We start from the raw sequence: 25,648 nt of genomic DNA, 5'->3' as shown, positions 1-25,648 counted from the left end.
TGGCCGCTACTGAACAGCAACAAAAACACGCAAAAAAAGCAGGATGCAAAGCCGCTCCGGCAACAGCTTCCGCCAGCAACCGAATCCCTCTTTGCACTTCCCGCCTCTTTCCTGTTCCTCGCTCGTTACCCCTTTCGACCGCCTTATCCGTCTACAATCTATATAGATGTCTGACACACTGTATTTGAGCCTCTGGTACCCGAATTTGCGGCTGACCTCGCTTGCCGAGAAGCTGACCGCGGTGCTTTCCACCTTTGCCGCCCACGGCGGAGAAAAACGCGTCTACTCCGCCACCGTCTGGCCCATGAGCTGGAGCGAAACCGCCTGCCTGCAGCATGTGTATGGCGGAGGCGAACGCGGCGCTGAACCAACCGTGGCCGTGACTGCGGCCCTCGATCAGCTCCATGAGGACTTTGCCTACGAGTTCCAGATTGCCTGGGATCTGTGGGAACTGGAAGCCTGCGGCGAAGATCAGGATCCGCGCTGGGCGCGTGGTCCGCGACTGGTGCGCGTGGTGGGCTTCGGGCCGCTCTTCGAAGAGGGCAGCTACGAGCAGGATGGGCACATTCGCATCGACTTTGGCTCGGATGGTCCGTTTCTTGAAGAAGAAGCCGATCTGGGTACGGTCGGAGCCAAGCACGTGGAAGAAAACATCCGCCAGCTGATCGAGCTGGCCCACGCGGTGGAGAAGGCTTCCGGCGCTACGGCACGTCTGCTTTGGAGCGAGTTGGGCGAAAGTCTGGCCGAACGGCTGGCTGCCCGTCTGGGCAAGGGGAACTAATCTGTGCGCCTGACCATCGAACGCCTGCGTGCGCTGATTCTCGTGGCTGCCCTGCTGCTGCTGGCCGCCCTGGTCGGTTTTCTGGCCTTTGGCAAGTGGAAGAGCCACTTTGTCAGCCACGATCTGCCTCAGAAGCTGGGGCTCGACATTCAGCAGGAATCGGATGGTGTCACGTTTTCCCACGCGCTGGGTGCGCACGCGCAGTTCAAGGTAAAAGCCTCCAAGGTCGTGCAGCTCAAGCAGGGCAACGCTCTGCTGCATAACGTCAAGATCGAGATCTACGGCGAAGATGGCAACCGCGTGGATCGCATCGAGGGCAACGAGTTCGAGTACGACCAGAAGACTGGCCTGGCCAAGGCCACCGGGCCGGTGGAAATCACTCTCGCGCGCCCGGACACTGCTCCGGCAAGCGCTTCCAAAACAGACGTTTCCAAGACTGGCTCCGACAGGACTGGTTCCAGTAAAGCCAGCGCCAACAAGGCCGACGGGCAGGTCCACATCAAGACCACCCTGCTGACCTTCAACTGGAACACCGGCATTGCCTCCACCACGCAGAAGGTGGACTTCAGCACCGCGCAGGGCACGGGCAGCTCCATCGGTTCCACCTACGATTCGCGGGGCGGCTATCTGGAGCTGGATCATAACGTCCAGATGAACAGCATCCGCAACGGCGAGGCCGTGCAGGTAAACGCAGACCACGCCGAGTTTGCCCACAGCAACATGCTCTGCACCCTCTACTCGGCCACCGCCAGCTATCACGACAGCAAGGCCACAGCCGGCCAGGCCCGCATTGAATTCCGCGCCGATGGTACGGCCGTCCAGCTGGATGCGACCGGTGGCTTTACCTTGACCACCGCCACCGGCAGCCGCATTGTGGCCCCTCACGGCACTCTGGAATTCGACGAGCACAGCCAGCCCCGCCACGGCCACCTGAGCAACGGCGTGACCATGGATTCGCTGGCCCACGGCCGCCTGACCCACGGCTCCGCCACTTCGGCGGATCTGGAATTCACTCCGCAGGGCAGCCTGCACCATGCGCATCTGGAGCAGAACGTCACCCTGCATACCGTCGAAGACACCATGACTGCCGGAACCCATCCCGAGCCGCTGCATCTGGAACGCAACTGGCATTCTCCGGTAGCTGAGATCGACTTCCGCAACGCGGGCAAGGGCAACACCGAGCCTTCCGCCCTGACTGGAACCGGCGGTGTGGAGCTGACCAGCCACAGCCAGCGCGGCAAGGAACCCGCCAGCGACGCCCACATGCACGCCGACCGCGTCGATGGCCAATTCACCAGCAGATCCACGCTGAGCGCGCTCACCGGTACCGGCCACGCCACCATGGAGCAGAACACCGCCAGCGGCGCCCACCAGACAGCCACCGGCGAGCGCATCCAGGCCCGCTTTGGCAGCATGGGCAACAAGGGCCAGAACCAGTTGCAGGCCGCCGTGCTGGAGCAGCACGTTCTGCTCACCCAGTTGCAGCCCTCCAAGGCCGGCGCACCCGCTCCTGCCCCCCTGCGCGCCACCGCCGGCCGCGCCGAGTACGCTGGCGATGGCCAGTGGCTGCATCTGACCGTCAATCCCCGCGTGGACCAGGGCGGCATGCAGCTGACGGCCGACAAGATCGATGTTTCCGAGGAAAGCGGCGACGCCTTCGCCCACGGCAACGTCAAGGCCACCTGGAGCCAGAGCGCGCAGCCCGGCCAACATGCGCCCACCCTGGGCGGACAAGATCCGGCCCACGTCGTCTCCGCCGAGGCCGAGGTACATCAGTCGCAGAATGGGCAGGATGCCACCTTCCGCGGCCATGCGCGCCTGTGGCAGCAGGCCAATGCGGTCACCGCGCCTACCATCGTGCTCAAGCGCCAGCAGCAGACTCTGGAAGCCTACAGCAGTGATCGCAACGAGCCGGTGCGCGTGACCATGCTGAATAATCAGCAGCACTCCAACGCCAAGCAGCAGCAGAATACGCCCACCGTGCTCCGGGTGCGCGGCGGCAATCTGAAGTACACCGACAGCAACCGCACGGCCTTCATGCAGGGCGGCGCGCTGGGCCCGGTGATTGCCGAAACCAGCGCCGCCACCACCCAATCCTCCGAAGTGGAACTGCACCTGGCCCAGGCCAGCAACCACGCCAGCGCAGGCAGCGCCCAGGTGGAACAACTGATTGCCCGCGGCCACGTCACGGTAAGCAGCGAGGGGCGCCATGGCACCGGCGAGCAGCTCACCTACACCGGCTCAAGCGGCGAATATGTGCTGACCGGCGCGAACGGTTCCACGCCCAAGCTGACCGATCCGGAACACGGCACGGTAAGCGGGCAGGCTTTGATTTTCCATAGCCGCGATGATAGCGTCAGTATCGAAGGTCGCGGCCAGAAGACCACTACCAACACGTACGCGCCGCGTTAACTGGCGTCGACGGGTTCATCGCATACTCTGCGCCGGAACCTGCGCAAGGACTCAATGGAAACACTGATCGCGGAAGGCATTAGCAAAACCTATAAGGGCCGCCAGGTGGTGCGAGGCGTTGACCTGAATATCTCGCGGGGCGAGGTGGTGGGACTGCTGGGCCCGAACGGCGCCGGAAAAACCACCAGCTTTTATATGATCGTGGGCCTGATTGCACCGGAAACCGGCTCGGTGCGGATTAATGATCAGGAGATCACGCATGTGCCCATGTACCTGCGCGCCCGCAACTACGGCATCAGCTACCTGCCCCAGGAACCCTCGGTCTTCCGCAAGCTGACGGTGGAAGAAAACATCCTGGCCGTGCTCGAAGCCCAGCCCCTTGGCAACCGCGAACGCCGTGGCCGCATGGAGAAGCTGATCTCGCAGCTGAACCTTGGCCACATCCGCACCACCCGCGGCTATGCGCTGTCGGGCGGTGAGCGCCGCCGTGTGGAAATCGCCCGCGCCCTCTGCATTCAGCCCAAGTTCATCCTGCTCGACGAGCCGTTCAGCGGCATTGACCCCATCGCCGTGCTCGACCTGCAGAAGATCATCTTTGACCTGAAGGCCAGCGGCATCGGCATCCTGATCACCGATCACAACGTGCGCGAAACACTCAGCGTCACCGACCGGGCCTACATCATCGCCGAAGGCCGCATCTTCCGCGCCGGCACGCCCCAGGAACTGGGCAACGATATGGAAGTGCGCCGCGTCTATCTGGGCGAGGGATTTTCCCTGCAATAATTCTTCCCAAAAAAAAAAGACCTCCTGGGCCAGCGCTCGGGAGGTCTTTCTTTTTTGGGTAATAAAATTTCCTCTGACTGCCGCAGCAGTTTTCCCGCACTGAAACTTATACGGTCTAAGATATTCTTCTTCCAAGGCTTGGAACGGCCCTCCAGATGCAATTCGGACACATTCTGACAGCCAAAAGGCTTCTGAGAGCGCACACGAAGGACCAAAACCGGACCATGAAGCAATTTACGACCCATTCCGGTACAGATGGCTCGTTTTTTGACACTTTCCCCATTAAGATTTTTCTTACACGGGTACACTCGCTTTAAGACCAAAAAGGAACGAGTCCAATCAATGGCGCTGCTGCAACCCAAACTTTCGCTGAAAGTCGCTCAACGGCAGATCCTTACTCCAGGATTGATGCAGATGGTCAGTGTTCTGGCTTTGAACAAGCTGGAGCTCAAGGAGATGATCGATGCCGAGATGGTCGAAAATCCCGTTCTTGAAGAGATTGATGAGTCTGTTCCGATGCTGGATGAGGTGGCTGGGCAGCTCGAACGCGAGGAACGGGATGAACGCATTGTCCTGGCCGAGCGCAACGGCAACAGCGAAGAAGCAGCGCCCGAAGCCAAGGACCCGTTCAACGAAGTGGACTTCGGCGCATACTTCCAGGAATATCTGGACCCTGGCTATCGCACGCAGCAGGAGTTTGAAGAAAGCGAAAAACCCTCGTTTGAAAACTTTCTCTCTCAGCCCACGACGCTGGCCGATCACCTGGCGTGGCAGCTGGGAGCTCTGAGCCTACGCGAAGAGCAATACACCATCGCCGAGTTCGTCATCGGCAATCTGAACGAGGACGGCTATCTGGCCGCCAGCGACGATGAACTGGTGGAAGCCTGCCTGGCTCCGCTGCCCAGCATGGCCGATGATGAGCTGCAGGAAGCCCACAAGCAGGACCGGGCCACCGCCCTCGAACTGGTGCGCCGCGGCATTGAGATGGTGCAGCATCTGGACCCGGCCGGTGTAGCCGCCCGCGACCTGCGCGAGTGCCTTCTGTTGCAAATACGCGCCCAGCAACTGGAGTTCGGCAAGCTGTATGCGAAAAGCAACGCGGCTGAGGACGAAGAGAACCTGCATCGCGGCTTCCGCGCCGAAGCCGAAGAAAAGATCGAAGAACGCCGTCGCGCCATGGAAATTGCTTCCCTGGTCGTTGACCGCCATCTGTACCTGCTGCAGAAGCGCGATGTAAAGGATCTGGCCAAGGCCGCACAGATCAGCGTGAACGAAGCCCATGCCGCTTTTGAGTTCATCCGCACGCTCGACCCGCGCCCCGGGCGCATGTTCAACCGTGAGCAGACCCGGCTGATTGAGCCCGACGTCGTCTTCTTGAAGAGTGGAGATGAGTGGATCGTCTCGATGAACGAAGAAGATCTGCCCAGCCTGCGCCTGAGCCAGCGTTACCGCCGCATGCTCGCTGCCGAAAACACCGACCGCGACGTCAAGGAATACGTGAAGGAGCGCTTCCGCTCCGCCCTGCAGCTGATGCGCAACATCGCCCAGCGCAAGAGCACGATTCTGCGCACCTGCGAGGTGATCGTCCGCCGCCAACGCGAGTTCCTCGATCAAGGCATTGAAGCGCTGCGTCCCATGATGATCAAGGAAGTAGCCGAAGAGATCGGTGTGCATCCTTCCACGGTGAGCCGCGCGGTCGCCAACAAATACGCCCACACACCGCAGGGCGTGCTGGAGCTACGCTTCTTCTTCTCGGAAGGTTCGAACGGCCCGGAAGGCGCTGACACGCCGCTCCTGGTGCTCAAGCGCAAGGTACGCAAACTGATCGAAGATGAGAACCCCAAGAAGCCGCTCACCGACGACCAGCTGGCCGCCCTGCTGCAGACGCACGGCATCCAGATCACCCGCCGCACCGTCGCCAAATATCGCGAAGACATGAACATTCCCTCCACCCACCAGCGGCGGAAGAGGGACTGAGACAAGCCGATCACATAAAACAGCTAGGCCCGCACTGCAGTGCGGGCCTAGCTGTTTTATATGCTGTCAGAGCCTACCGAATGGACCGTGCGGTAATCGACTCCCACATCATCGCATCCACGTAGAACTGTTCCATCTTCTGGATATTCAGCCCGAACCGGTCAGCAATGGCGTAGGAATGGGAGGTTTCGTTCTTCTCGTGCGCCTCGACCCAGGCAAGCTGGGCACGTTCCCGCACCGCCTCGCCCAGCAGCGCGCTTCTGGCCTCGGCGCGCAAGGGCAGTCCGGCAGCCACGTCAGCCATGGATTGCTGCAACATGACAGGCAGCAGACTCAGCATGCCCACAAGATACTGCTCTTCCGCGTCAAGATTGCTAGTCGGTGCCGCCAGTTCGCAGAATCGGGCCCGAGTCAACGCGGTATGCAGCACCTCTTCCGGTTGCCCGGCATTGATTTCGCCCAGAATCGCCAGCATGGCCATCCGGCGGAAGGCAGATTCACCCAAAACCAGAATGGCCATTTCGACAGAAGAGACCTCCTGGCGGATCGCGCAAACCGGCGAGTTGACCAGCTTGAGCAGCCGGAAAACCAATGCCGTATCGCGTTTCACGAGCGGAACAATCTTCTTCAGATCGAGTGGATCTTCGTGCAGTCTGCGCAACAGTTCGGTATGCAGCAGCTTGTTGCCGGAGATCTTGGTCTTGTGCACCGGTTCCGGCTCACAGAAGTAAAAACCCTGAAAATAGCTGAAGCCCGCTGCCACCGCATCCTGAAAACTCTGGCGGCTATTAATCTTGTCGGCAACCAGAGCGGCTTGTGTCCCTTCGATACTCTTCAGAATGCGCGCCCACTCGTTCTGCTCCAGATCCTCGAAGTCTACTTTGACGTACTGCACCAGAGGCAGCAACGGATGCGGATCCGAGGTCCAGGTATAGTCACTCAACACCAGCCTGAAGCCCTGAGCCTTCAGATTCTGACAAGCCTCCAGCGTCTCCGGAAGCGGTTCGAGCCGGGACGAAACCTCCAACACCACGCTCTCTGGCGACAACGCGGAGACAAGCGGTTCGGCAAGAAATTCCGCACTGCAGGATAGAAATGCCGGTGCCCCACCGGTCAGCGCCTCCAGTCCGTGCAGAAGAATACTGTCGAGAATCACGCGCGAGGCTTCCTGATCCCCCTCTGCATCGCCGTTGCTCCGCGAAAAAATGAGCTGATAGCCGACAAGCTGATGCCGGGCATTCAGAATCGGCTGCCGTACCAAGGAATGAAGCTCTGTTGCAGCGGATGCCGCACCGGCACCCGAGACTTCCGAACTCAAATTTTCTGGCTTGCCTTTTTCATTCATTTTGTTATCGACCCAAAGGCCCTCAGCTTAAACAATGATGCACTTCCGCAATGAAGACAAGGCCAGAATGCAGGAAAAACCCTGCAGGTTCCCGATTGCTAAACCGTGGAGCATTTTGCCTCTTTCTAAAAGGAGGTGCAGAGGTTCATCGAAAAGGGGCCGAGCCGTTAAACTATTTATGGAGGTTGCTTCCCGCTCCCGCCCCCGAGGTCCCATTGTTGATTGATTCCCATGCTCATCTGGATAGTCCCCGTTATAGCGAAGATCGCGCCGAAATTCTGCACCGCGCCTATCAGGCCGGCGTAGGCGGCATTCTGGCCATTGGAATTGGCGAAGGCCCTGCAGAAATGCATCAGGCGCTGGAGATCTGCCGGGCCTTCAACGGCCAGCCCGAGGTGCCGCAACTGTGGGCCAGCGCCGGAGTCTATCCGCACACCACGCAAGACATTGACGACGCCGTACTGGCCAAGCTGGACGGCCTGCTGGCCGAGCCCGAGGTGATTGCCTGCGGTGAGATCGGGCTGGACTACTACCACGAGGGCACAGACCACGCTATCCAGCAGCAGGGGCTGATCCGGCAACTGGAAGTGGCCGACGGGCGCAAGCGTCCAGTGCTGATCCACTGCCGTCCCAAGGATGGAACCGACGACGCTTTCGACGATTTTTTTCCGATTCTTGAAGAGCACTGGCGGCGCACCGGACTAGGCGGCATCATGCACTGCTTTGGCGGCACGCTGGAGCAGGCGAAAAAAGCGCTCGATATGGGATTTTTGATCTCCTGCGCCGGAAATCTGACCTACGCCAAAGCCCAACCCATGCGCGAGGTGGCCGCCGAAATTCCGCTCGATCGTCTGGTGCTGGAAACCGATGCGCCCTATCTTGCGCCGGTTCCCGAGCGCGGCAAGCGCAACGAACCGGGCTGGGTGGTGCGCACGGCTGCGGTTCTGGCCGAATGCAAGGGAATCAGTACTGCTGAATTGGCTACCTCCACTACGAAAAACTTCTTCCAGCTGTTTGGACTGGAAGCAAACGTGGGAAACTGATACTTCGGACAGAGGCTCAATTTCCCCACGAAAATCCCGCGCTTGCTATCTGCTCCGCGGGGCAAAAGCTCCGGTTGATTTTGAAGAAGCTTGCGGACACGGCCGAAACCGGGCCTGCTCCATAAGAAGGTCTGTTCACAAACTGATATGATTGCACCGTAATTACATGCTCTACCGACATGAAATTGCGGATGAGGTTGAAGGAAAGAAACATGGCTCAGGAAAATTCATTCGATATTGTCAGCAAGGTGGATGTGCAAGAAGTGCGCAACGCCGTTGAGCAGGCGGTCAAGGAGATTCGCCAGCGCTTTGATCTGAAGGACTCCAAGTCGGAGGTCAATCTGGCCGAGGGCGACAAGGAGATTCAGCTGGCTTCGGCGGGCGAGTATCAGCTGGAGGCGGTCAAGGAAATTCTTGGCCAAAAGCTGGTCAAGCGCGGCGTATCGCTGAAGAATCTGACCTACAGCAAGCTGGAAGAGGCCACCGGCCAGAGTGTGCGGCAGAAGATCACGCTGCAGCAGGGCATTCCAAGCGAAAAGGCCAAGGAAATCGTCAAGCTGGTCAAGGACTCGAAGAAGAAGGCGCAAGCCACGATCCAGGGCGATACGGTACGCATTTCCAGCAAGGACCGCGACGAGCTGCAGGCGATCATCGCCCTGTTGCGCGGCAAGGATCTGGGCGTGGATTTGCAGTTCACCAACTACCGTAGCAACTAACAAATTGCCACGCAGAGCCCACGCGGGCTCTGCCAACTCAACCCCTTATCAGAAGCGGAGCGCCTTGAACACACTGGCCATAGCGACGGCAAGAGAGATCTTTGACCTGCTTCGGGATGATCTGACGGCCATTGAGCAGGAACTGGGACGCGACGCCGCATCCAGCGTCAGTACCGTTACCGAAATTGCCGAGTATCTGCGCGGCGGAGGAGGCAAGCGGATTCGTCCGTCGATGCTGCTGCTGGCCTCCCATGCACTGGGTTTCGATGGCGCGGGCGCCATCCGCATGGGCGCAGTGGTGGAGATGGTACACACCGCCACGCTGGTCCACGATGACATCATCGATGGTGCCGACACGCGGCGCGGCAGGCCCTCGGCCAACACCACCTGGGGCAATGAAAAATGCGTACTCGCCGGAGACTGGCTTTACATGCAAGCCTTCCGCGTGGCGCTTGAAGAGAAAAACCTGCGCATCCTCGACCTGCTGATCGGCTTGACCCAGCAGATGGTCGAGGGCGAGCTGCTGCAGATCCAAAAGCTGGGCAAGGCGGTCAGCGAGGCCGAGTACTACGACCTGATCTACCGCAAAACGGCCTGCCTCTTCTCGGTTTCCATGCAGTTGGGCGCGGTGCTGGCTGCGGCCAGCCCGGAACAGGAACACGCCCTGGTCGAGTACGGCCGCACCGTGGGCCTGGCCTTCCAGATTGTGGACGACGTGCTGGACCTGACCGCAACCGAAGAGGTTCTGGGCAAGCCCGTAGCCAGCGATCTGCGCGAAGGCAAGGCGACGCTGGCGGTCATTCACTCCATGGACCACGGCACGGCCCGCGACCGGCAGGCCATCCACCACATTCTGGACGACCGCAGCTTTGAGCGGGTCAGCCACGACGAGCTGAAGGAGATTCTCAAGCGTAACGGCTCCATCGAGTACGCCATGAGCATAGCCGACCGCTATGCCGAGCAGGGCCGTCAGGCACTGGCTCCGCTGCCGGAATCCAGATACAAGCAGGCTCTCTCGTGGATGCCGGATTTTGTCGTAGCCCGCGAAAAGTAGCCATTGCCAGACACTAAAAGGCCCTCCCGCATGGGAGGGCCTTTTGTTATCTACAACGGAAAAACACAGACCTTCAGGTCCATGAACCCTATTTATCACCGCATGGCGCTTCGGCGACGGACTTGAGCGCCTCAATATATTGTTTGGGCAGCGCCACACGCTTCATCTGCGCATCGCAGACCACATGCGTAGTCTCGCCTTCGGCCAGCACGGTCGCCGGCTCGTCCACATTTTTACGCAGAATCCGGTAGGCAAATTTGACGATGGAACCACGGATGAGCGCTGCCGTCGTCTCGATCAGAATTGTGTCGTCATAGTGGGCGGACGAACGGTAGCGGCAGTGCGCATCGGCCACGGGAAGAATGCAGCCGTGCTCTTTTTCGAGGCTGTCGTAGGTGAGCCCTGCGGCCCGCAACAGCTCGGTGCGGCCAATCTCGAACCAGACCAGATAGTTGGCGTAATAGACCACGTTCATCTGGTCGGTTTCAGCGTAGCGGACACGAATTTCAGTAGTAACTGGCATAACAGAGATCAGAGAACAGAGTGTAAAGTGCAGTTTGCAGAATCAGAGAGCAATGCCCCATCAAGCAGAGAACAGAGACAGCCCGTGTTTTCTCTCTGCTCTCTGCTCTCTGTGCTCTGCTACTTAAACCGCGCAAACAGCGGCAGGTTGGAAATATCGTTGAAGATGACGAAGGCGAAGAAGATCACGATCAGCACAAATGCCGCCTGATAGATGCGCTCCTTGATCTCCATGCTGATGTCGCGGCGCAGCATGCTCTCGATCAACAGGAAGAGGATCATGCCACCATCAAGAATCGGGAACGGCAGCAAGTTCAGGATGCCCAGATTCAGGCTGATGCCTGCGGCCAGCTGGAATTTGGAGCCCCAGTCGTGCGTCTCGGCGGCCTTGCCCGCAACCACGGCAATGCCCACCGGACCGGAGAGCTGCTTGACCGAAGCCTTGCGCGTCAGCAACTTCTCGATCATGACGCCAATCATCTTCGACTCATCCACGCAGAGGTCGAAGGCACGCGTACCGGCATGGCCCACCGTGATGGGCGCGCGACGCACGGGAATGTCGCCGTAACCATCCGGCCGGATGCCGATCAGCCATACGCCGTCTTCCGCGCGGGGCTGAATGCTAAGGCTCTCGTTCACGCCCGCAGCAGCCGTGGCACGGTGCACAGTGAGCGCCAGAGGCTTGCCCTTGCCCGCCTTCAGATAGTCGATGAGCGGCTCAAGGGTGTGGAAGCTATAGCCGTCCACAGAAAGAATCTGATCGCCATGACGCAATCCGGCAGCCTGCGCGGCCGAGCCGGGAATGATCTGATCGATGGTCAGCGGCTTTTCCACGATGTGCGGATAGAAGCCGGCGTCCATCAGGTCACCGCCCTTGTCGATCTCCGGCAGAGTCAGGCTCAGGTTGAGCTCCGCGCCATTGCGTTGCACCATGACGGGAACCGTCCTGCCGGTGCTGTCCGCAATCTCGTCAAGCAACACACCAATGTCGGGGTTCGTCTTGTCGGCAAAGCGGGCAATCACGTCGCCGGGCTTGAAGCCGCTCTGGTCAGCCAGCGAGCCGGGCGTCACCCACTCCAGCGTAGCCGGATGCACCGAGTACGCCTCGTTGAAGCCAGCGTAGTAGACGAACAGCAGCACAAAGGCCAGGATGAAGTTGGCCACCGGGCCAGCCACGCCAATCAACATGCGCTGCCAGCGCGGATGCGCGGTGAAAGCACCGGGATCGTTGGTGGCATCCTCGCCTGGAAGTTCGCCGGTCATTTTAACAAAGCCGCCGAGCGGCAACAGGCAGACCTTGTAGTCGGTGTCGCCATACTTGTAGCCAAACAGGCGCGGGCCAAAGCCGAAGGAGAAAGCCTCGACACGTACGCGGCAGAGCTTGGCCACGATAAAATGACCAAACTCATGGACGATGACCATCAGGCCAATCAGCACGAGGAAAGCGACGACGGTTACCAGAAAATCATGCATAGCTGCGCTGTGTATTCCTTGGGGGGTGAGCGCGAGGGGCCGGAGCCCGTCGAATTACCATCTGGTCCGATGATTCGTTGCGGGCCGTTGCCATTCTGTTGACGATCTCAACAGCTGAAAACGGCATCGGCCCGTCTTGAGTCGGAAAAATGTCCTAGGCCAGAAAAGCGTGTGCGGTTTCACGCGCCTGGCGGTCGGCGGCAAGCACCTCGGCAATGGTGGCCGGGTGCGACTCGGGCGTGGCGGCCAGAACCTTCTCGATTGTACGCGGGATGCCGAGGAAGGGGATCTGGCGGTTCAGGAAGGCCTCGACGGCAACCTCGTCGGCGGCATTGAGCGCGATGCAGTGGGCTCCGCCCTTGCGCGCCGCCTCATACGAGAGACGCAGGCAGGGGAAACGCTCGAAGTCCGGCTGCTCAAAGTCCAGATGCTTGAGGGCGGCCAGATCGAAGGTCAGGTTCGAAGCTGGGCGCTCCGGATAGGCCAGCGCATAAAGGATCGGCAGACGCATGTCGGTCACCGAAATTTGCGCCAAAATCGAGCCATCCACGTACTCCACCAGAGAGTGAACGGTGGACTGCGGATGAACGGTCACGCGCACCTGCTCGGCGGGTACGTCAAAAAGGCGGCAGGCTTCGATCACTTCCAGTCCCTTGTTGAGCATGGTGGCCGAATCGATGGTGATGCGGCGGCCCATCACCCAGGTGGGATGCTTGAGGGCCTGCTCGGGCGTAATGTCGGCAAACTTCTCAATGGGCAGCTGGCGGAAAGGTCCACCGGAGGCCGTCAACCAAACGTACTTGACCTCGTTGGGCGTGCCCACGCGCTTGCACTGGTGCACGGCGTTGTGCTCACTGTCGATGGGCAGAATGGGCACACTGCGCTCGCGGGCGGCCACGGTCAAAATCTCACCGGCGGCCACCATGCATTCCTTGTTGGCCAAGCCAATAGGCTTGCCGGCCAAAATAGCTGCGTGCGTCGCCTCCAGGCCCGCAACGCCTACGATGGCGGAAACCACAAAGTCAGCCTCGGGGTGCGTGGAACAGGCTACGGTGCCCTCGGTTCCATGAGCTACTTCAACGCCGGTCACGCCCGCCGCACTCAGGCGCTTCTTCAGCGCATCGGCCAGCTCGGCCGTAGCCAGTGAAACCAGGCGCGGACGCCAACGGACGGTCTGCTCAAAGGCAACGTCCAGATTGCGCCCGGCAGCCAACGTGGCCACGGAATAGCGGTCGGGGAACTGTTCGACGATGGAGAGGGTGCTGGTACCGATCGAGCCAGTGGAGCCAAGAATCGCGAGTCGTTTCAACGGAGATCTTCCCTTTCAGCTCCTTATTATCTCTCCTCAGGGCCATTTGCCGCGACCCCGCTTCATGGGGTTAGGCGCCTAAGTCAGGAAAGTTCCCGCCGAGCAGCTGCGGAAAAACTTATTGCGGACGGTTTTGTAACAGGGTCCGACTTTAGTCGGGCCGTAAATTGCTGCAAACAAGTGGGGGCTTCAGCCCCTGAGGGAGAATTCGGTATGAAGCCTGCCCTTTTCCATGGAACAAATAGAAAAGCCCGGCTGAAGCCGGGCTTTTTCCATAAAACACAATGCTTTTACAGCACCTGACGCAGCAACTGGAGGTACCAGAGCGCCGGAGCGGCCAGCAGCAGGGCGTCGATGCGGTCCAGCATGCCGCCATGGCCGGGAAGCAGGTTGCCGGAGTCCTTGACGCCAACCGAGCGCTTCAGGCCAGACTCGGCCAGGTCGCCCACCTGCGCAGCCACGTTCACCACCACGGCCAGCAACAGCCAGTACCAGGTTTCATCCGCATAGGTCAGCACGGTAATGTCGCGCTTCTGCAGGATGGAGGCAATAACCATCAACAGGATGGCGGCCAAAACGCTGCCCAGAACCGAGCCCACCGAACCTTCCCAGGTCTTTTTGGGGCTGAGCTTGGGAGCAAGCTTGTGCTTGCCAAAGAACTTGCCCGCGTAAAGCGCCAGAGAGTCGCCCGCCCAGACCGTGCAAAGCAGGAAGGTCACCAGCGAAGGACCGTTGGTTTCCGCCTGCAACACCGGCAGCACCAGCAGGGTGGAAGCCACGTAGACCAGACCGAAGATCGACGAAGCTGCGTCGGCCATCACCCGCTCCACCGGGCACTTGAAGGTGCAGTAGACGAAGATGAGCAGACTGAGCAAGCCAAAGATAGCCATGGCGCGGTCAGGCCACTCCAGATAGCCGGCGAAGAGCAGCAGCTCGGCCACCAGCACCACAATGCGCGGAGGCTTGAAGCCACCCTGCTCCGCAAGGTTCATGTACTCCCAGCTGGCCAGCATCGCCACCAGGGCAACGCACAAGGCAAACAGCCACTTGGGGGCCAAAAAGACCAGGCCCAGAACGACCGGAATCAGAACGATTGCTGTAAGAACTCGTTTCATGCTCAGGATTGAGAATACACTGCCGGGACGAAAGAGCGGTCATCAACTCTCAGCCTTCAGCTAACCTTAATTTCGATGTTCTCGTTGTTTTCCTCGACCTCGCCGCCGTTCTTGCCAATCCCACCGTACCGGCGCTCACGGCGCTGATAGTCGGCGATGGCCTCCAGCAGATGCGGGCCACGGAAGTCGGGCCAAAGACGGTCCGTCACGAAAATCTCGGAATAGGCGATCTGCCAGAGCAGGAAGTTCGAAACCCGCATCTCCCCCGAGGTGCGGATGAGCAGATCAGGGTCGGGCATATGCGCTGTATACAGGCAGCGGTGGATCGCCTCTTCATCGATGCTGGCCGGATCAAGCTTCTTCTGCTCGACATCCATAGCCAGACGGCGTACAGCGTCCACAATCTCGGAACGGCCACCGTAGTTCAGCGCCAGAGTCAGGGTGGTTCCGGTATTGCGGGCGGTCTTTTCCTCGGCCCAGAACATTCTGTCCTGCACTTCGCTGGGTAGTTCGTGAATGCGGCCCACATAGCGCATGCGCACGTTGTTGGCCATCATGCGCTCCACGTTGCCCTCCAGATAGGCCTTCAGCAGACGCATCAGAAAGTTGACCTCGGCGCGGGGACGACGCAGATTGTTCTCAAGCGAAAAAGCGTAGAGCGTAAGAAAGGGCAGGCCGATGCGCGAAGCTGTTTCAGTAACCAGCTGCACACTGCGCGCCCCCTGCTGATGGCCCAAAAAACGCTTGAGGGATCGGGATCCGGCCCAGCGACCATTTCCGTCCATAATGATGGCTACATGCTGTGGCATGCGGCCGGGGGTGAGCTGGTCGTAGAGGGCGCGCTCTTCCGCGCTCAACTCATCGATGCGCAACTGGGTGCTTGCTGACAATTGAATCGCCTCAACAGTGCATTTGCCACATCCGGACGGGAAGCCGGACAACCTGCGGGCGCAACGCCTGTGCCTGTGCTGCGCACGACGCAGACGGGGAAGCCCTATGTAGTATAAAGCCCGGATCTGTCCGGGGATGGCACAAAGAAATTACCGCCGCAATCCTCTCCGGCGACGCTCCCGTCAAGCCACGGAAGAACGGTTGGCGCGGATGCCGGAGCACCCGCGCCAGAAAATATAGCTAGGCCGTGCGACGGCGTCCGCTGGCGGCGTCCCGCACCGCGCCCAGCAACAGAGTGCGCTGCATGGCGTTCAGATGCGGCAGAGCCGTAGCCAGCTCGGCCAGAAACGGATCGTTGAAGATGGCCGTGACCTCGGCGTCGCGACGGCTGCGCGCATCTCGCACCAGATGGTAGACGTCCACCTCCAGCGCCAGCGCCAGTCGTTCCAGCGAACCCAGCGTGGGAATGGCCTTGCCGTTCTCGATTTTGGAGATGTAGGTGCGAGGAACCTGCATACGGCCAGCAAGTTGGCGCTGACTCAAATGCCTGGCCCGCCGGATCTCACGCACACGACCAGCCACCTGCATCCCCGCCTCGGCCGTAGAAGGCTGTGGCTGCGCAGGAACAAGCTGTGGCACCAGCGCCACGGGTTCTTCCATGTCGAGAGGTTTGTGGCAACGCCTGCAAAGGGAGTTGCTGGTCCGATACTGCATGAGTCGGCAGTGTTCGCAGCGCACGACTTCACGCGAGTCAACGCACACAGGAGTGGTTGCCATAGGCTAGGAGCGGAGCGCCAGAGCGAGGGCCCCGTGGTGCCGTTTTCGCACCACCATTGGTGCTATTTGACGTGGGTGAACCATAACTGTCAAGTAAAAAATGCGGCTAAACGGAAAAATCCAGTAAAAATCCCTTCAAAACACGAAAAAACGCGAACCTATTTGAGCAACAGTGCTCCAAATTACCCACACAAAAACTTGAATATAAGCAACTTAGAAGACAAAATTTGCATTCCTTGGACTTTTGCCACCCCTCACCGAGAGAAAGCACTTTTTTACTTCTGATAGCGAAATGGATTCTGGCCGACTAGATTTTGGAAAAATCTGAGGCAAGAAAACGGAGAGGGTTTTCAAAAGAAAGAATGGAGAGCAATCAGGATGTAAAGCCAGAATGTAAAACTTGGACTCAGAACACTTGCGGTACGCCTGCCGCCTTTTTGGGAGAGGTGGACAGCAAACAACAGCGTCAATCTTTGTCGCCGGGGGATGGCTTCGTCTGTTCTTCCAGCTTTGCCTGCGCTGCCTGCTTCGCTTCAATCCTGCAGGAGCGCTTCTCTGTTTCAATCGCCTGCTGGATTACGTACACCAGACCTGAAACGCAGCCCAAAAGAATTCCAGCGATCAGCAACCAGTGCTGGTGCAGGCGGCTCTCCAGCCAGGCCCCGATCAGCCATCCTATAAAGACGCAGGAGGGCATGACGAAGGCAAAGTGCATCATCTTCTCGGCTTCGGCCACCAGCTTGAGGCCTTGGGCAGCTTCGTCCTTGCGCTTGCGGTTTTCGGGAATGGGCGACTGAAAAGGCATAGAACTGAAGCCAGCATACTGCCGGGCCGAGTGTTTTACCTAAATCAGGAGGAAATAAAACCTTGAACCGCTCCTGACTGCCATCCAGAAGGCAAAATCGACCACTCGGCAAACTGGAATTGACGTTGACGGCCGCCGGGTAGAGGATAAAACTGGGGGTGCGCACGGCGTTCCCTCAACAGAGGAGACACCACATGGCCCTTCCGATTGATTCCGCACAGACCCTGATTCCGCCTCCGGCCTACCAGGCCAAGCTCGACCAGCTTGCCGTGGAGCTGTATACCCTTGCAGCCATGCTGGTTGGGGAAGGTGAATCGAGCGCCCAGTTGGCGGTCACGGCCGTGGAAACCTCCGAGGTTTCAGCCTGCGAGAACCCAATTGCCGCCCGCAAAAGCGCCCGCCGCGCCCTGTGTCGCGCCGCCCTCGCCCAGATTGCCGCAGCCAACCCCGCGACGCTGGCCGCTCCGGCCGCTACGGCCACCGTGCAAAGCTGCATTGCCGACGATGATCTGGAAGCGGCTGGCGTTTCCGCCGAGGAGCTGCAGGCCATGCTCTCCGGTCCTGAACGGGACCGCGTGCGCACCTGGCTCGAACAGCTTTCCACGCCGGTTCGCACCGTATTTGTATTGCGCGCCGTGGCCGGTTACTGCCCCATCGACACGGCCGCCATGCTGGCCGAGTTTGGTGGTCCACAGGCCGCGGGCTGGACGCCGAAGGCTGCCAGTGACGTTTTTCGTCAGGGACTCTGTTCGCTCGCCTCGCAACTGCTGCACGCCAGCACAACCAGGGCCTAGCCAACAAAAGAGTTCTTTATTCGACCGCCCAGCCAACAGTCGGGCGGTCTTTATTTTTCTGTAAGAGCTTCTGAATCAACAGAAACATAGTATTTTTGCAATGTTTATTTCCCTGCTCTGTGGATTTTGTTTCCTGGCCGTAGGTTCGACCAAGTCAGGAAATTTCCTGAAATAAAACCTTTGTATGCTTCTTTGAGACGAACTCTCCCGCGATGGAGGGAATTTCGATACACTATATTTAAGAATCCTGCGGCCGCGATTCCGCATCCTTAAAACAGATGCTCTCTCGGCCGCTTGGCCGTGGTCTTTTGCACAAGGTAGGTCTGTTGAACTCATTGAAGAAATCTTCGCTTCGTGCTCTTGCCGGCGGGTGCATTCTGGCACTGGCGCTCACTACGCCGACTGGATTGTACGCGCAGGCTTCGAACCCTTTTCAGGGCAGCGTATCGGTCGGACAGGCAACCAGCGAGCCGCTGGCACTGTCTCTGGACGAGGCCATCACCCGCGGCCTTCGGAACAATCTAGGTGTGATCCTCAGCAGCCAACAGATGGCAGCGGCGCGTGGTCAGCGCCTGAGCCAGCTGCAGGCATTGCTGCCAGCAGTCGACGCCAAGGGCCAGGAATCGGTCCTAATGGTTGATCTGCCGGCCGAGGGCATGCGCATCACCGGCTTCCCCACAACTCTTGGTCCCTTTGGCTACACGGACGTTCGCGCCTCCCTCAGCTGGTCGCTGGTGGACGTGGCCTCGCTGCGCAACTATCTGGCAGCCCGTCACAACTTCAACGCGGCCCAGCTTTCAGCCGACGATGCGCATGATCTGGTAGTGCTGACGGTAGGCAATGCCTACCTGCTGGTGCTGGCCGATGAAACCCGCATCGAGAGCGTGGAAGCACAGGCGGCCACGGCCAAGGTCTCGCTTGATCAGGCCGCCGCCAACCACGCCGCCGGCACTGCACCGCTGATTGACGAACTGCGCGCCCGCGTGGATGCGCAGAGCATCGATCAGCAACTGATTGTGGCCCGCAACAATCTGGCCAAGGACAAGATCGCTCTGGCCCGCGCCATCGGTCTGCCGCTCGACCAGCAGATCACGCTGAGCGACAAGGCTCCTTACGCAATCTTCGATCAGATCGACGTGGACGAGGCGATCCATCAAGCCAAGGTCAACCGCAAGGATCTGGCCGCGTTTGTGGAAAAGGCCCAGGCTGCAGGGCAATCGCATGAAGAGAAGGCGAAAGTGAAAAGAGCACGACGGCGCGTTCCGATTATTGGAGTCCGAGTAGATGGGCGCGGTAGTTGTCGCTTGTGGCGGCGATGATTCGTCGGGCTTTGATTCCGCCTTTTCGTTTCACCGGATCCATGCGAATCAGATTCAAGGTGAGCTGCTTCAGAGCGGCCAGATTGTGTGCGGCGTGGCGTGAGCGGGCGCGCATCTGATCATCGTTGAAGGCAACATCCATGCACCAATGCAAGCGATTCTCTACCGACCAATGGGCGCGCACCGTGACCGCCATCCTCTCCGCGTCCGGCGCCAGGCTGCTGATGTACAGCCGCAGCTCGTGCGTCGTCTTGGCTGCGGAGGCACGCTCGGATTCGATCACCGCAAAGGATTTCATTCCCGGCCATTGTTCCGGTTTCGACAGGCAGTTCAACTGATCGAAGACGTAACAGCGGCGCGTTTCCACGCGGCCATGGCCCTTCTCCACGCTTTCAAAAAAGCCGTGCGCCGTCTCGGCCGCCGGATGGGCTATGAAACTGGACCAGAAATCCTTGATGGATTCGGCCAGCTTCGGCTGATTGTCTTTGACGGCCAGCACATAGTCGGCGCCACGCGCCCGGATGGCCTCGGCAATGTTAACTTGTGTTCCCATGGCGTCGATCGTTACCGTCGCCCCTTCCAGCGCCAGTGTGGAAAGTAACTCCGGAATGGCGGTCTTCTCGTTGGATTTTTCCGCCGTCCCGCGTTGGCCCAGCACCAGCCCGGCGCCGGCGGCAAAGGCCGAAACCAGATGCAGCGCGGTGGCGTCGATGCCTGCCGAACGACGGCTGGTCTTGCCATCGATGGCCACGACCTCGGCGCTCAAGGCCGGCAATACGCCGCGCATCCAGCGCCGGAAAGCCTGCTCGAATTGGCCGGGATCGATCAATCCAAAGACTCGGCCAAAGGTGTCGTGCGAGGGAATGCCGTTCTGCAAACGAAGATAGCTCCTGAGCCAATCCTGCTTCTCGTTGGCCCACAGTTCGATCTCTTCAAAGGTGTCGGCCCCGACCAATACCCCGTTGACCGCCACCACCAGCAACTCGACAAAATCGTGCTTGACCTTGCCAGGCTGCCGGGGATCGGGAATGGACACAAAAACCTCGGACAGGCGCAGCGGTTGTTCGGTTTCCATCAACACCTCCTGGAAACAGAAAACCTGGACAACATCACTTGCAGAAGTATCTACCTGTATCCCTGTATCCCTTTCGTCAACGCCGCCTGCCACACCTTCGCCTTTTCTTCATGCGATGCCCCTGGCCCAGGCTGCCACCGAGCAGCGCAAGGCAGCCACCGCTGCCCGCCTGCCCACACTCACCTTTAATGGCGACTACGGCGACACTGGCACAACGCTCGGCCATTCGCATGGCACTGGCAGTGCAACGGGAACCATCAGCGTACCCCTGTTCCGCGAGTTTGCTCTGCGCGGCCAAGCCCAGCAGGCGCAAGCGCAGCTGGACGAGGCCAAGGCCCAGACCAGCGACGCCACTGCACAGGTGGACGCCGACGTGCGGGACGCACTGCTCGACATTGCAGCCGCGCAAAAGCAGGTGGAAGTGGCCCGCTCCAGCGTGGAACTTTCGCAGGAAGCCCTCAGCGAAGCGCAACAGCGCTATGCGAACGGCGTCAGCGACAACCTGGCCGTCAGCCAGGCCCAGCAGTCGGTGGCACAGGCCAACGATCAACTGGTTGCCAGTCTTTATCGGCATAACATGGCCAAGCTCAGCCTGGCCCGTGCGCTCGGCGCCGGGGCTCAGTACAAGAATTATCTGGGAGGAAAGTAACCGTGGCGGAACCCAACACCAAACCAGCAAACAACGAAGCAGAAGACAACGAGCTGGAGCAGCCGCAGACCCGCCGCAAGGCCATCATCGGGGTTGTGATCGTGCTGGTGGCCCTGGTGGCTGTCGGCCTGTGGTGGCGCTCCACCTTCAGCGAAGACACCGACGATGCACAGATCAGCGGTCACCTCATCCAGGTCAGCGCGCGCATCAACGGCCACGTGCTCAAGGTGGACGTGGACGAAAACCAGCAGGTGAAGGCCGGCGATCTGATCGCCGAGCTTGACCCCAAGGATTACGAAGTTGCCGTGGAGAACGCCCAGGCAACGTTGGCCACGGCTCAGGCCAATGCGGTCGCAGCCAACGTCAACGTGCCCATCACCAGCATCAGCACCGGCAGCAATCTGCGGTCCGCCGACGCCGATGTGACCGGCACCCACGCCAGCGTCTCTCAGGCCGAACAGCAGTTTGACGCAGCCAAGGCCCGCGTGGCTCAAGCCAAGGCCAACAGCATCAAGACCCAGGCCGACCTGGAGCGTTACAAGCCTCTGGTCGCCAAGGACGTGATCAGCAAGCAGCAGTTTGACGCTGCCGTAGCTGCCGCCGCCGCCAATCAGGCTGCCCTGGCCGATGCACAGGCCAACCAGCAGGCTGCCGAAGACGGCGTTCACGTGGCGCATGAGCGTGAAAAAGGCGCTCAGGCCATGTTGAAGTACGCCCAGACGGCGCCGCAGCAGGTGGCCGCGCAGAGTGCCCGCGCCAAGGCCGCACTTGCTCAGGTGCAGCAGGCTCAGGCCCAGCTGGATCAGGCCAAGCTCAACCTCAGCTACACCAAGATCTACGCTCCGGCGGACGGCATCATCACTCGCAAGAGCGTGGAACTCAACCAGAACGTAGCCGCCGGACAGAACCTGCTCACGCTGGTTTCGCTCGACGACCTCTGGATTACCGCCAACTTCAAGGAAACGCAGCTGAAGCTGATGAAGTCTGGTCAGCCGGTTGAAGTCGAAGTGGATTCCACCGGCAAGAAGTACCACGGCAAGATCACGCAGATTGGCGGAGCCACCGGTTCGGTGCTCTCGCTCTTCCCGCCGGAGAACGCCACCGGCAACTACGTGAAGGTGGTACAGCGCGTTCCGGTCCGCATCGACTTTACGGACCTGAAGAGTGAAGACTCGGCGCACCAGCTTCGTCCCGGCCTCTCGGTCGAGCCAAAGGTGGAAGTGAAGTAAGACAGCTTTCAGCCGTCAGCTCTCAGCTTTCAGCTAAAAGTGCAGCTGCGAACTGTTTTCTGGCAACAAAAGAAACACCCCGGAACGGGCTTCGTTCCGGGGTGTTTCTTTTGGGTTGAAGTTGTAGAGTATTTGCAGACAAACGGATTTGGCATTTCTCCAGGAAAGGACAATGAAAATGACTCTTCCCTCGCCCATAAACAGTCAGATTACAGATTCCATCGCACAAGCAAATCAGAAAGAGCCCGGGGAGGCTCTGAACGTCGCAATGGGAGAGTTATTTCTGGCAACGTCAGAGGCGCTGGCCAATGCAGCACATCATGCCACAACGCAGCAAAAACAATACAGTATGACCGCTCAGGCAGAAGCGGCTGAGGGCATCGCAACGCTGTATTCCCTCGATGCGAACGCCACAAAAGTAGTCGATGCCAAGCTAGGGTCTTTCACACAGCCTGTTTTCTGCCCTCTGCCCCTCCCCACTGCTCTCTGTTCTCTGAACTTCCATGGAACCGACCGCCGGTAGCTTTCGTATCCAATATTGCGATAGAAGCTGGGAGGAAAAAATGACGATTTATTGTTCGCAATGTGGAGCGCCGCAGCCGGTGGGTGCACGCTTTTGTTCCCGTTGCGGAGCCATGCTGAATGTTGCTGACTCCATTTCTCCACAGCGTCTGACGCGGCCGCGCCTGGGCCGTCAGTTGGCCGGTGTTTGTCTGGCTCTGGCCCGCTCCAATGGCTGGGATGTTGCCGTCGTTCGCATCCTTGCCGTGCTTGGCCTCTGCTTTTCCGGCGGAGTCTTCGGCATTGCCTATCTGGCCTGCTGGATCGGGATCCCGGAAGAGCCACTCATCCCGCCTGTGGGGGAGTATCCTCCTAGTGTATGAGTGACCTTCGCTTGAGCTATAGCGATACCGGCTCCGGTCTGCCGGTCGTCTTCCTGCATCCCACGCCGCTCACGCGTGAGTACTGGCGTCCGCTGGCAGAGCGGTTGATGGGCGTACGCGCCATTCTGCCCGACCTGCGTGGCCACGGCCAGTCGCCGCTCGGTACAGAACTGCCAACAGGGGGGTTTGCCCCGGTGCCCGATGCGCCGGTGCTCACGATGGGCCAGCTGGCCAAGGATGTTCTTGCCCTGCTCGATTCTCTTGAACTTCCCAGCGCCGTCTTTGTGGGTTGCTCCATCGGCGGCTATGTACTCTTCGAACTCTGGAGGCAGGCTCCGGAGCGGGTGCGGGGCCTTGCCTTTGTCTGCTCCAAGCCGCAGCCCGATGCGCCCGCCGCTGCACTACGCCGTGCCCAGACCATCGCCCGCGTGCGTGCCGGGGAGTCGCCGCAACTCTTTGACGCCATGGCCCGCACACTCTGTGGACAGACGGCGCAGGAGCGCGATCCCTCCATTCTCGTCCGTCTGCGAGCGCAGATGCTCTGCTCACCAGAAGCTCTGGTAGCCGTGCAGGCCGGTCTGGCCACGCGGCCGGACTCGCTGCCCACTGTCAGCACCCTCACCGTGCCGCTGCTAGCCATCGCCGGTGGCGAAGATCCCGGTGTGACCGAGGAAGAAATGGGTGTGCTCAGCACTGCGCCGGGCAGCCTCGTCTTCCAGCAGCTCGACGATGCCGGCCACTTTGCCGCCTTCGAGCAGCCAGACCGCGTGGCCGCCCTGCTACAGCCATGGCTCGATCCCTTCCAGAGCTGAGCAGGCGTTTTTCAGTGCGCGTAAGCTTCGAACGCATAGAGCAAACGCGTTTGAAATTTGAATCGGCTACATCTTTCGCTTTAAAGGGACACGGCTTTACAGGCTGCGGAAAAACTCATTGCGGAGGGAGGCGAGGGTTTTAACCCTCGCAGAAATCTCGCCAAACGAGCGAGGGCTTTAGCCTCGGGCGCAATTCTTCTCTACTTTGCATGAATTCGGTCTTTTTCAATAGCCTATTTTCGCGGGCATCGTGTGTATTGGAGGAATACCCGCGCCTGAAGGCACGTTCTTGGGCCTGCCTGCTCGAAGGCATGAAAGCCCCCGTTCCCTCCGCACCTGCTCCAGAGCCCTTGCAAAACAAACCTACCGCATTTTGAAGCGCAATTGCCCTGCTCTAGGAGTCTGTCGCTCATAGCGTTTGCGATTTTTGCAGGAGATGTCGGCCTGGCTGCGCAGTACTGGATTTGTCTGTTGCTGTCAGTTTTTCTCTACCGCACCGTATCTTTGAGGCGCGACTCTGATTCGGATTCTGATCTTTCGGCTCTGCGCAGGAATCTGTAAGGCAGCGTGATTTTCGCGGGTTTTGCTTGAGGTGTGGAATCGGCTATTCTCCTCCCGATGCGCGACAACGATTGGACGCGGGTATTGGGATGGCCGGGCTACAAGGTCTACCGGCATGAGATTGACGAGCCTGGCAAAAGGCTGAAGCTTTGGGTTCGGCGCAAGCGGGCCAACAAGTTGCTGGTCTGTTCCGGCTGCGGCAGGCCAACAGGCGAAATGGTAGCCAGCTATGAGCGGGAAGTGCGCGATCTGCCGTGCTTCGAGTATCTGACCACGGTGGTGATCGAGCTGTACCGGGTTCGTTGCCTGGACTGCGGCGTCAAGGCGGAGAAGGTGCCGCTGCTTCCTGGCAAAGCGCCCTTCAGCAAGCGTTTCGAGGATGCGGTAGGCCAAGCCTGCGAAAGCTCCGCAGCCAGCCGAGTAGCGCGGCAGTTTGGTCTGGCGGCGAGCACGGTGCGGGCCATCGATCAGCGGTATCTGGCGCGTTGGGCAAAGTCGCGGCGCAAGCCGGCCTTGCGGCAGATGGGTGTGGACGAGATCTTTGTGGGCAAAAAGCAAAAGTTCATCACCGTGGTGAGCAACCTCGGGACCGCCGAGCCTCTGTGGTTCGGCGCGGAGCGGAAGAAGGAAACGCTCGACGAGTTCTTCGCCAAGCAACTGAGCCCCTTTCAACGTGGCGCGGTGCAGGCTGCCTGCGTCGATATGTGGGAACCGTTCAAGCAGAGCATCGCCGAGTGGCTGCCCAACTGCCGCATCATCTATGACAAATTTCACATCATGAAGCACGCCGGAGCGGCTGTGGATGAGGTGCGCCGCCAGGAGTTCTTCCGCAAGGGCGGGCCGGCGCGGGAACTGGTCAAGGGCAAGCGCTGGCTGCTGCTGACGCGCTGGGTGCATCTGACCGCGCGCCAAAAACAGCAACTCAACGAACTGTTTGCGCTGAACCGGCGCGTGATGAAGGCGTACCTGCTCAAGGAAAGTCTGGATCGGCTGTGGAGCTACAGATATGAGGGCGCGATGTTGCGCTACCTGAAGAACTGGATCGATCAGTTGCGCTGGCAGCGGCTCAAGCCCATGGAGAAGTTGGCCGACATGCTGCTTCGCCATCTGGAGGGAATCCTGAACTACTGCAGAACAAAGGTTCCCCTGGGGGTGGTCGAAGCAGTCAACGGCAACATCAAAGCGCTGTTGCGACGCGGACGCGGCTACCGCAATCTCAACTACCTGCTGCTGAAAGCGCAACGGCTGGCCGCCACAAGAACCCAACTCGTCGCCTTTCAGAAAGCCGCGTAAAACGATGGCCTTTACACATTCTCGTCAAG

General features: G+C 59.7%; 24 protein-coding genes. 15 read left to right on the top strand and 9 right to left on the bottom strand.

What is annotated here, in order from left to right; translation table 11 throughout:
• Positions 1-166 precede the first annotated feature (166 nt).
• The 4 genes from ACOBR2_RS06860 (at position 167) to rpoN (ending at position 5,953) form a co-directional block, all read left to right on the top strand.
• Positions 167-781, top strand: coding sequence for a hypothetical protein (locus ACOBR2_RS06860; RefSeq protein WP_420239290.1), 615 nt, complete (start codon positions 167-169; stop codon positions 779-781).
• Between the two features lie 3 nt (positions 782-784).
• Positions 785-3,193, top strand: a complete 2,409-nt coding sequence (gene lptC, locus ACOBR2_RS06855; protein ID WP_420239289.1) for an LPS export ABC transporter periplasmic protein LptC — start codon at positions 785-787, stop codon at positions 3,191-3,193.
• 54 nt (positions 3,194-3,247) lie between these two features.
• Entirely contained in the window at positions 3,248-3,976 is a 729-nt protein-coding gene (lptB, locus tag ACOBR2_RS06850) for an LPS export ABC transporter ATP-binding protein (RefSeq protein WP_420239288.1), read from the top strand.
• A 342-nt stretch (positions 3,977-4,318) separates the two neighbouring features.
• A complete protein-coding gene (rpoN, locus tag ACOBR2_RS06845; RefSeq protein ID WP_420239287.1) occupies positions 4,319-5,953 on the top strand; it encodes an RNA polymerase factor sigma-54 in 1,635 nt (544 codons plus the stop codon).
• Between the two features lie 73 nt (positions 5,954-6,026).
• On the opposite strand, the gene ACOBR2_RS06840 is transcribed toward rpoN, so the two are convergent.
• Complete coding sequence (locus tag ACOBR2_RS06840) at positions 6,027-7,298, bottom strand: EAL and HDOD domain-containing protein (RefSeq protein ID WP_420239286.1); 1,272 nt, start codon at positions 7,296-7,298, stop codon at positions 6,027-6,029.
• Between the two features lie 215 nt (positions 7,299-7,513).
• Between ACOBR2_RS06840 and ACOBR2_RS06835 the strand changes: the two genes are divergently transcribed.
• From ACOBR2_RS06835 to ACOBR2_RS06825, 3 genes are all read left to right on the top strand, one after another.
• Entirely contained in the window at positions 7,514-8,341 is an 828-nt protein-coding gene (locus ACOBR2_RS06835) for a TatD family hydrolase (protein ID WP_420239285.1), read from the top strand.
• A gap of 212 nt (positions 8,342-8,553) precedes the next feature.
• A complete protein-coding gene (locus ACOBR2_RS06830) occupies positions 8,554-9,057 on the top strand; it encodes a YajQ family cyclic di-GMP-binding protein (RefSeq protein WP_420239284.1) in 504 nt (167 codons plus the stop codon).
• Between the two features lie 64 nt (positions 9,058-9,121).
• Positions 9,122-10,111, top strand: a complete 990-nt coding sequence (locus ACOBR2_RS06825) for a polyprenyl synthetase family protein (protein ID WP_420239283.1) — start codon at positions 9,122-9,124, stop codon at positions 10,109-10,111.
• A gap of 88 nt (positions 10,112-10,199) precedes the next feature.
• On the opposite strand, the gene ACOBR2_RS06820 is transcribed toward ACOBR2_RS06825, so the two are convergent.
• From ACOBR2_RS06820 to ACOBR2_RS06790, 7 genes are all read right to left on the bottom strand, one after another.
• Entirely contained in the window at positions 10,200-10,634 is a 435-nt protein-coding gene (locus tag ACOBR2_RS06820; RefSeq protein ID WP_420239282.1) for an acyl-CoA thioesterase, read from the bottom strand.
• A 119-nt stretch (positions 10,635-10,753) separates the two neighbouring features.
• On the bottom strand, positions 10,754-12,106 hold the full coding sequence (gene rseP / locus ACOBR2_RS06815) for an RIP metalloprotease RseP (protein ID WP_420239281.1): 1,353 nt from the start codon (positions 12,104-12,106) through the stop codon (positions 10,754-10,756).
• 154 nt (positions 12,107-12,260) lie between these two features.
• Positions 12,261-13,415 (bottom strand): 1-deoxy-D-xylulose-5-phosphate reductoisomerase, encoded by a 1,155-nt coding sequence (locus ACOBR2_RS06810; RefSeq protein ID WP_420239280.1) that lies wholly within the window; start codon positions 13,413-13,415, stop codon positions 12,261-12,263.
• Positions 13,416-13,705: 290 nt separating this feature from the next.
• On the bottom strand, positions 13,706-14,530 hold the full coding sequence (locus tag ACOBR2_RS06805) for a phosphatidate cytidylyltransferase (protein WP_420239279.1): 825 nt from the start codon (positions 14,528-14,530) through the stop codon (positions 13,706-13,708).
• Between the two features lie 56 nt (positions 14,531-14,586).
• A complete protein-coding gene (locus tag ACOBR2_RS06800; protein ID WP_420239988.1) occupies positions 14,587-15,339 on the bottom strand; it encodes an isoprenyl transferase in 753 nt (250 codons plus the stop codon).
• A 322-nt stretch (positions 15,340-15,661) separates the two neighbouring features.
• The gene (locus ACOBR2_RS06795) at positions 15,662-16,081 is read right to left on the bottom strand and encodes a helix-turn-helix domain-containing protein (RefSeq protein ID WP_420239278.1); all 420 of its coding nucleotides are present in this window, start codon (positions 16,079-16,081) and stop codon (positions 15,662-15,664) included.
• 583 nt (positions 16,082-16,664) lie between these two features.
• Positions 16,665-17,003 carry an AtpZ/AtpI family protein gene (locus ACOBR2_RS06790; RefSeq protein ID WP_420239277.1) on the bottom strand — a complete coding sequence of 113 codons (339 nt, stop codon included), beginning with the start codon at positions 17,001-17,003 and terminating at the stop codon, positions 16,665-16,667.
• 194 nt (positions 17,004-17,197) lie between these two features.
• On the opposite strand from ACOBR2_RS06790, the gene ACOBR2_RS06785 reads away from it, so the two are divergent.
• Positions 17,198-17,797 (top strand): hypothetical protein, encoded by a 600-nt coding sequence (locus ACOBR2_RS06785; protein ID WP_420239276.1) that lies wholly within the window; start codon positions 17,198-17,200, stop codon positions 17,795-17,797.
• A gap of 278 nt (positions 17,798-18,075) precedes the next feature.
• Positions 18,076-19,116 carry a TolC family protein gene (locus ACOBR2_RS06780; RefSeq protein WP_420239275.1) on the top strand — a complete coding sequence of 347 codons (1,041 nt, stop codon included), beginning with the start codon at positions 18,076-18,078 and terminating at the stop codon, positions 19,114-19,116.
• On the opposite strand, the gene ACOBR2_RS06775 is transcribed toward ACOBR2_RS06780, so the two are convergent.
• Entirely contained in the window at positions 19,064-20,191 is a 1,128-nt protein-coding gene (locus ACOBR2_RS06775) for an ISAs1 family transposase (RefSeq protein WP_420237194.1), read from the bottom strand. The genes ACOBR2_RS06780 and ACOBR2_RS06775 overlap by 53 nt on opposite strands.
• A gap of 115 nt (positions 20,192-20,306) precedes the next feature.
• Between ACOBR2_RS06775 and ACOBR2_RS06770 the strand changes: the two genes are divergently transcribed.
• The 6 genes from ACOBR2_RS06770 to ACOBR2_RS06745 all read left to right on the top strand — a co-directional run bounded on the left by ACOBR2_RS06770 (position 20,307) and on the right by ACOBR2_RS06745 (position 25,619).
• Positions 20,307-20,840: a TolC family protein gene (locus ACOBR2_RS06770; protein WP_420239274.1), complete on the top strand. Its 534-nt coding sequence runs from the start codon at positions 20,307-20,309 to the stop codon at positions 20,838-20,840.
• Between the two features lie 2 nt (positions 20,841-20,842).
• Positions 20,843-22,069 (top strand): HlyD family efflux transporter periplasmic adaptor subunit, encoded by a 1,227-nt coding sequence (locus tag ACOBR2_RS06765; protein ID WP_420239273.1) that lies wholly within the window; start codon positions 20,843-20,845, stop codon positions 22,067-22,069.
• Positions 22,070-22,241: 172 nt separating this feature from the next.
• On the top strand, positions 22,242-22,592 hold the full coding sequence (locus ACOBR2_RS06760; RefSeq protein ID WP_420239272.1) for a RebB family R body protein: 351 nt from the start codon (positions 22,242-22,244) through the stop codon (positions 22,590-22,592).
• A gap of 40 nt (positions 22,593-22,632) precedes the next feature.
• Positions 22,633-22,953, top strand: coding sequence for a PspC domain-containing protein (locus ACOBR2_RS06755; RefSeq protein WP_420239271.1), 321 nt, complete (start codon positions 22,633-22,635; stop codon positions 22,951-22,953).
• Positions 22,950-23,765: an alpha/beta fold hydrolase gene (locus ACOBR2_RS06750; RefSeq protein ID WP_420239270.1), complete on the top strand. Its 816-nt coding sequence runs from the start codon at positions 22,950-22,952 to the stop codon at positions 23,763-23,765. The genes ACOBR2_RS06755 and ACOBR2_RS06750 overlap by 4 nt, the downstream gene beginning before the upstream one ends.
• 618 nt (positions 23,766-24,383) lie before the next feature.
• Positions 24,384-25,619, top strand: coding sequence for an ISL3 family transposase (locus tag ACOBR2_RS06745; protein WP_420236124.1), 1,236 nt, complete (start codon positions 24,384-24,386; stop codon positions 25,617-25,619).
• Positions 25,620-25,648: the final 29 nt, after the last annotated feature.

Origin of the sequence: Telmatobacter bradus (assembly GCF_048629425.1) — a bacterium.
Taxonomy (GTDB): Bacteria; Acidobacteriota; Terriglobia; order Terriglobales; family Acidobacteriaceae; genus Telmatobacter; species Telmatobacter bradus.
The sequence above is the reverse complement of the archived record's forward strand: the minus strand, read 5'-3'. Positions and strand labels throughout refer to the sequence as shown.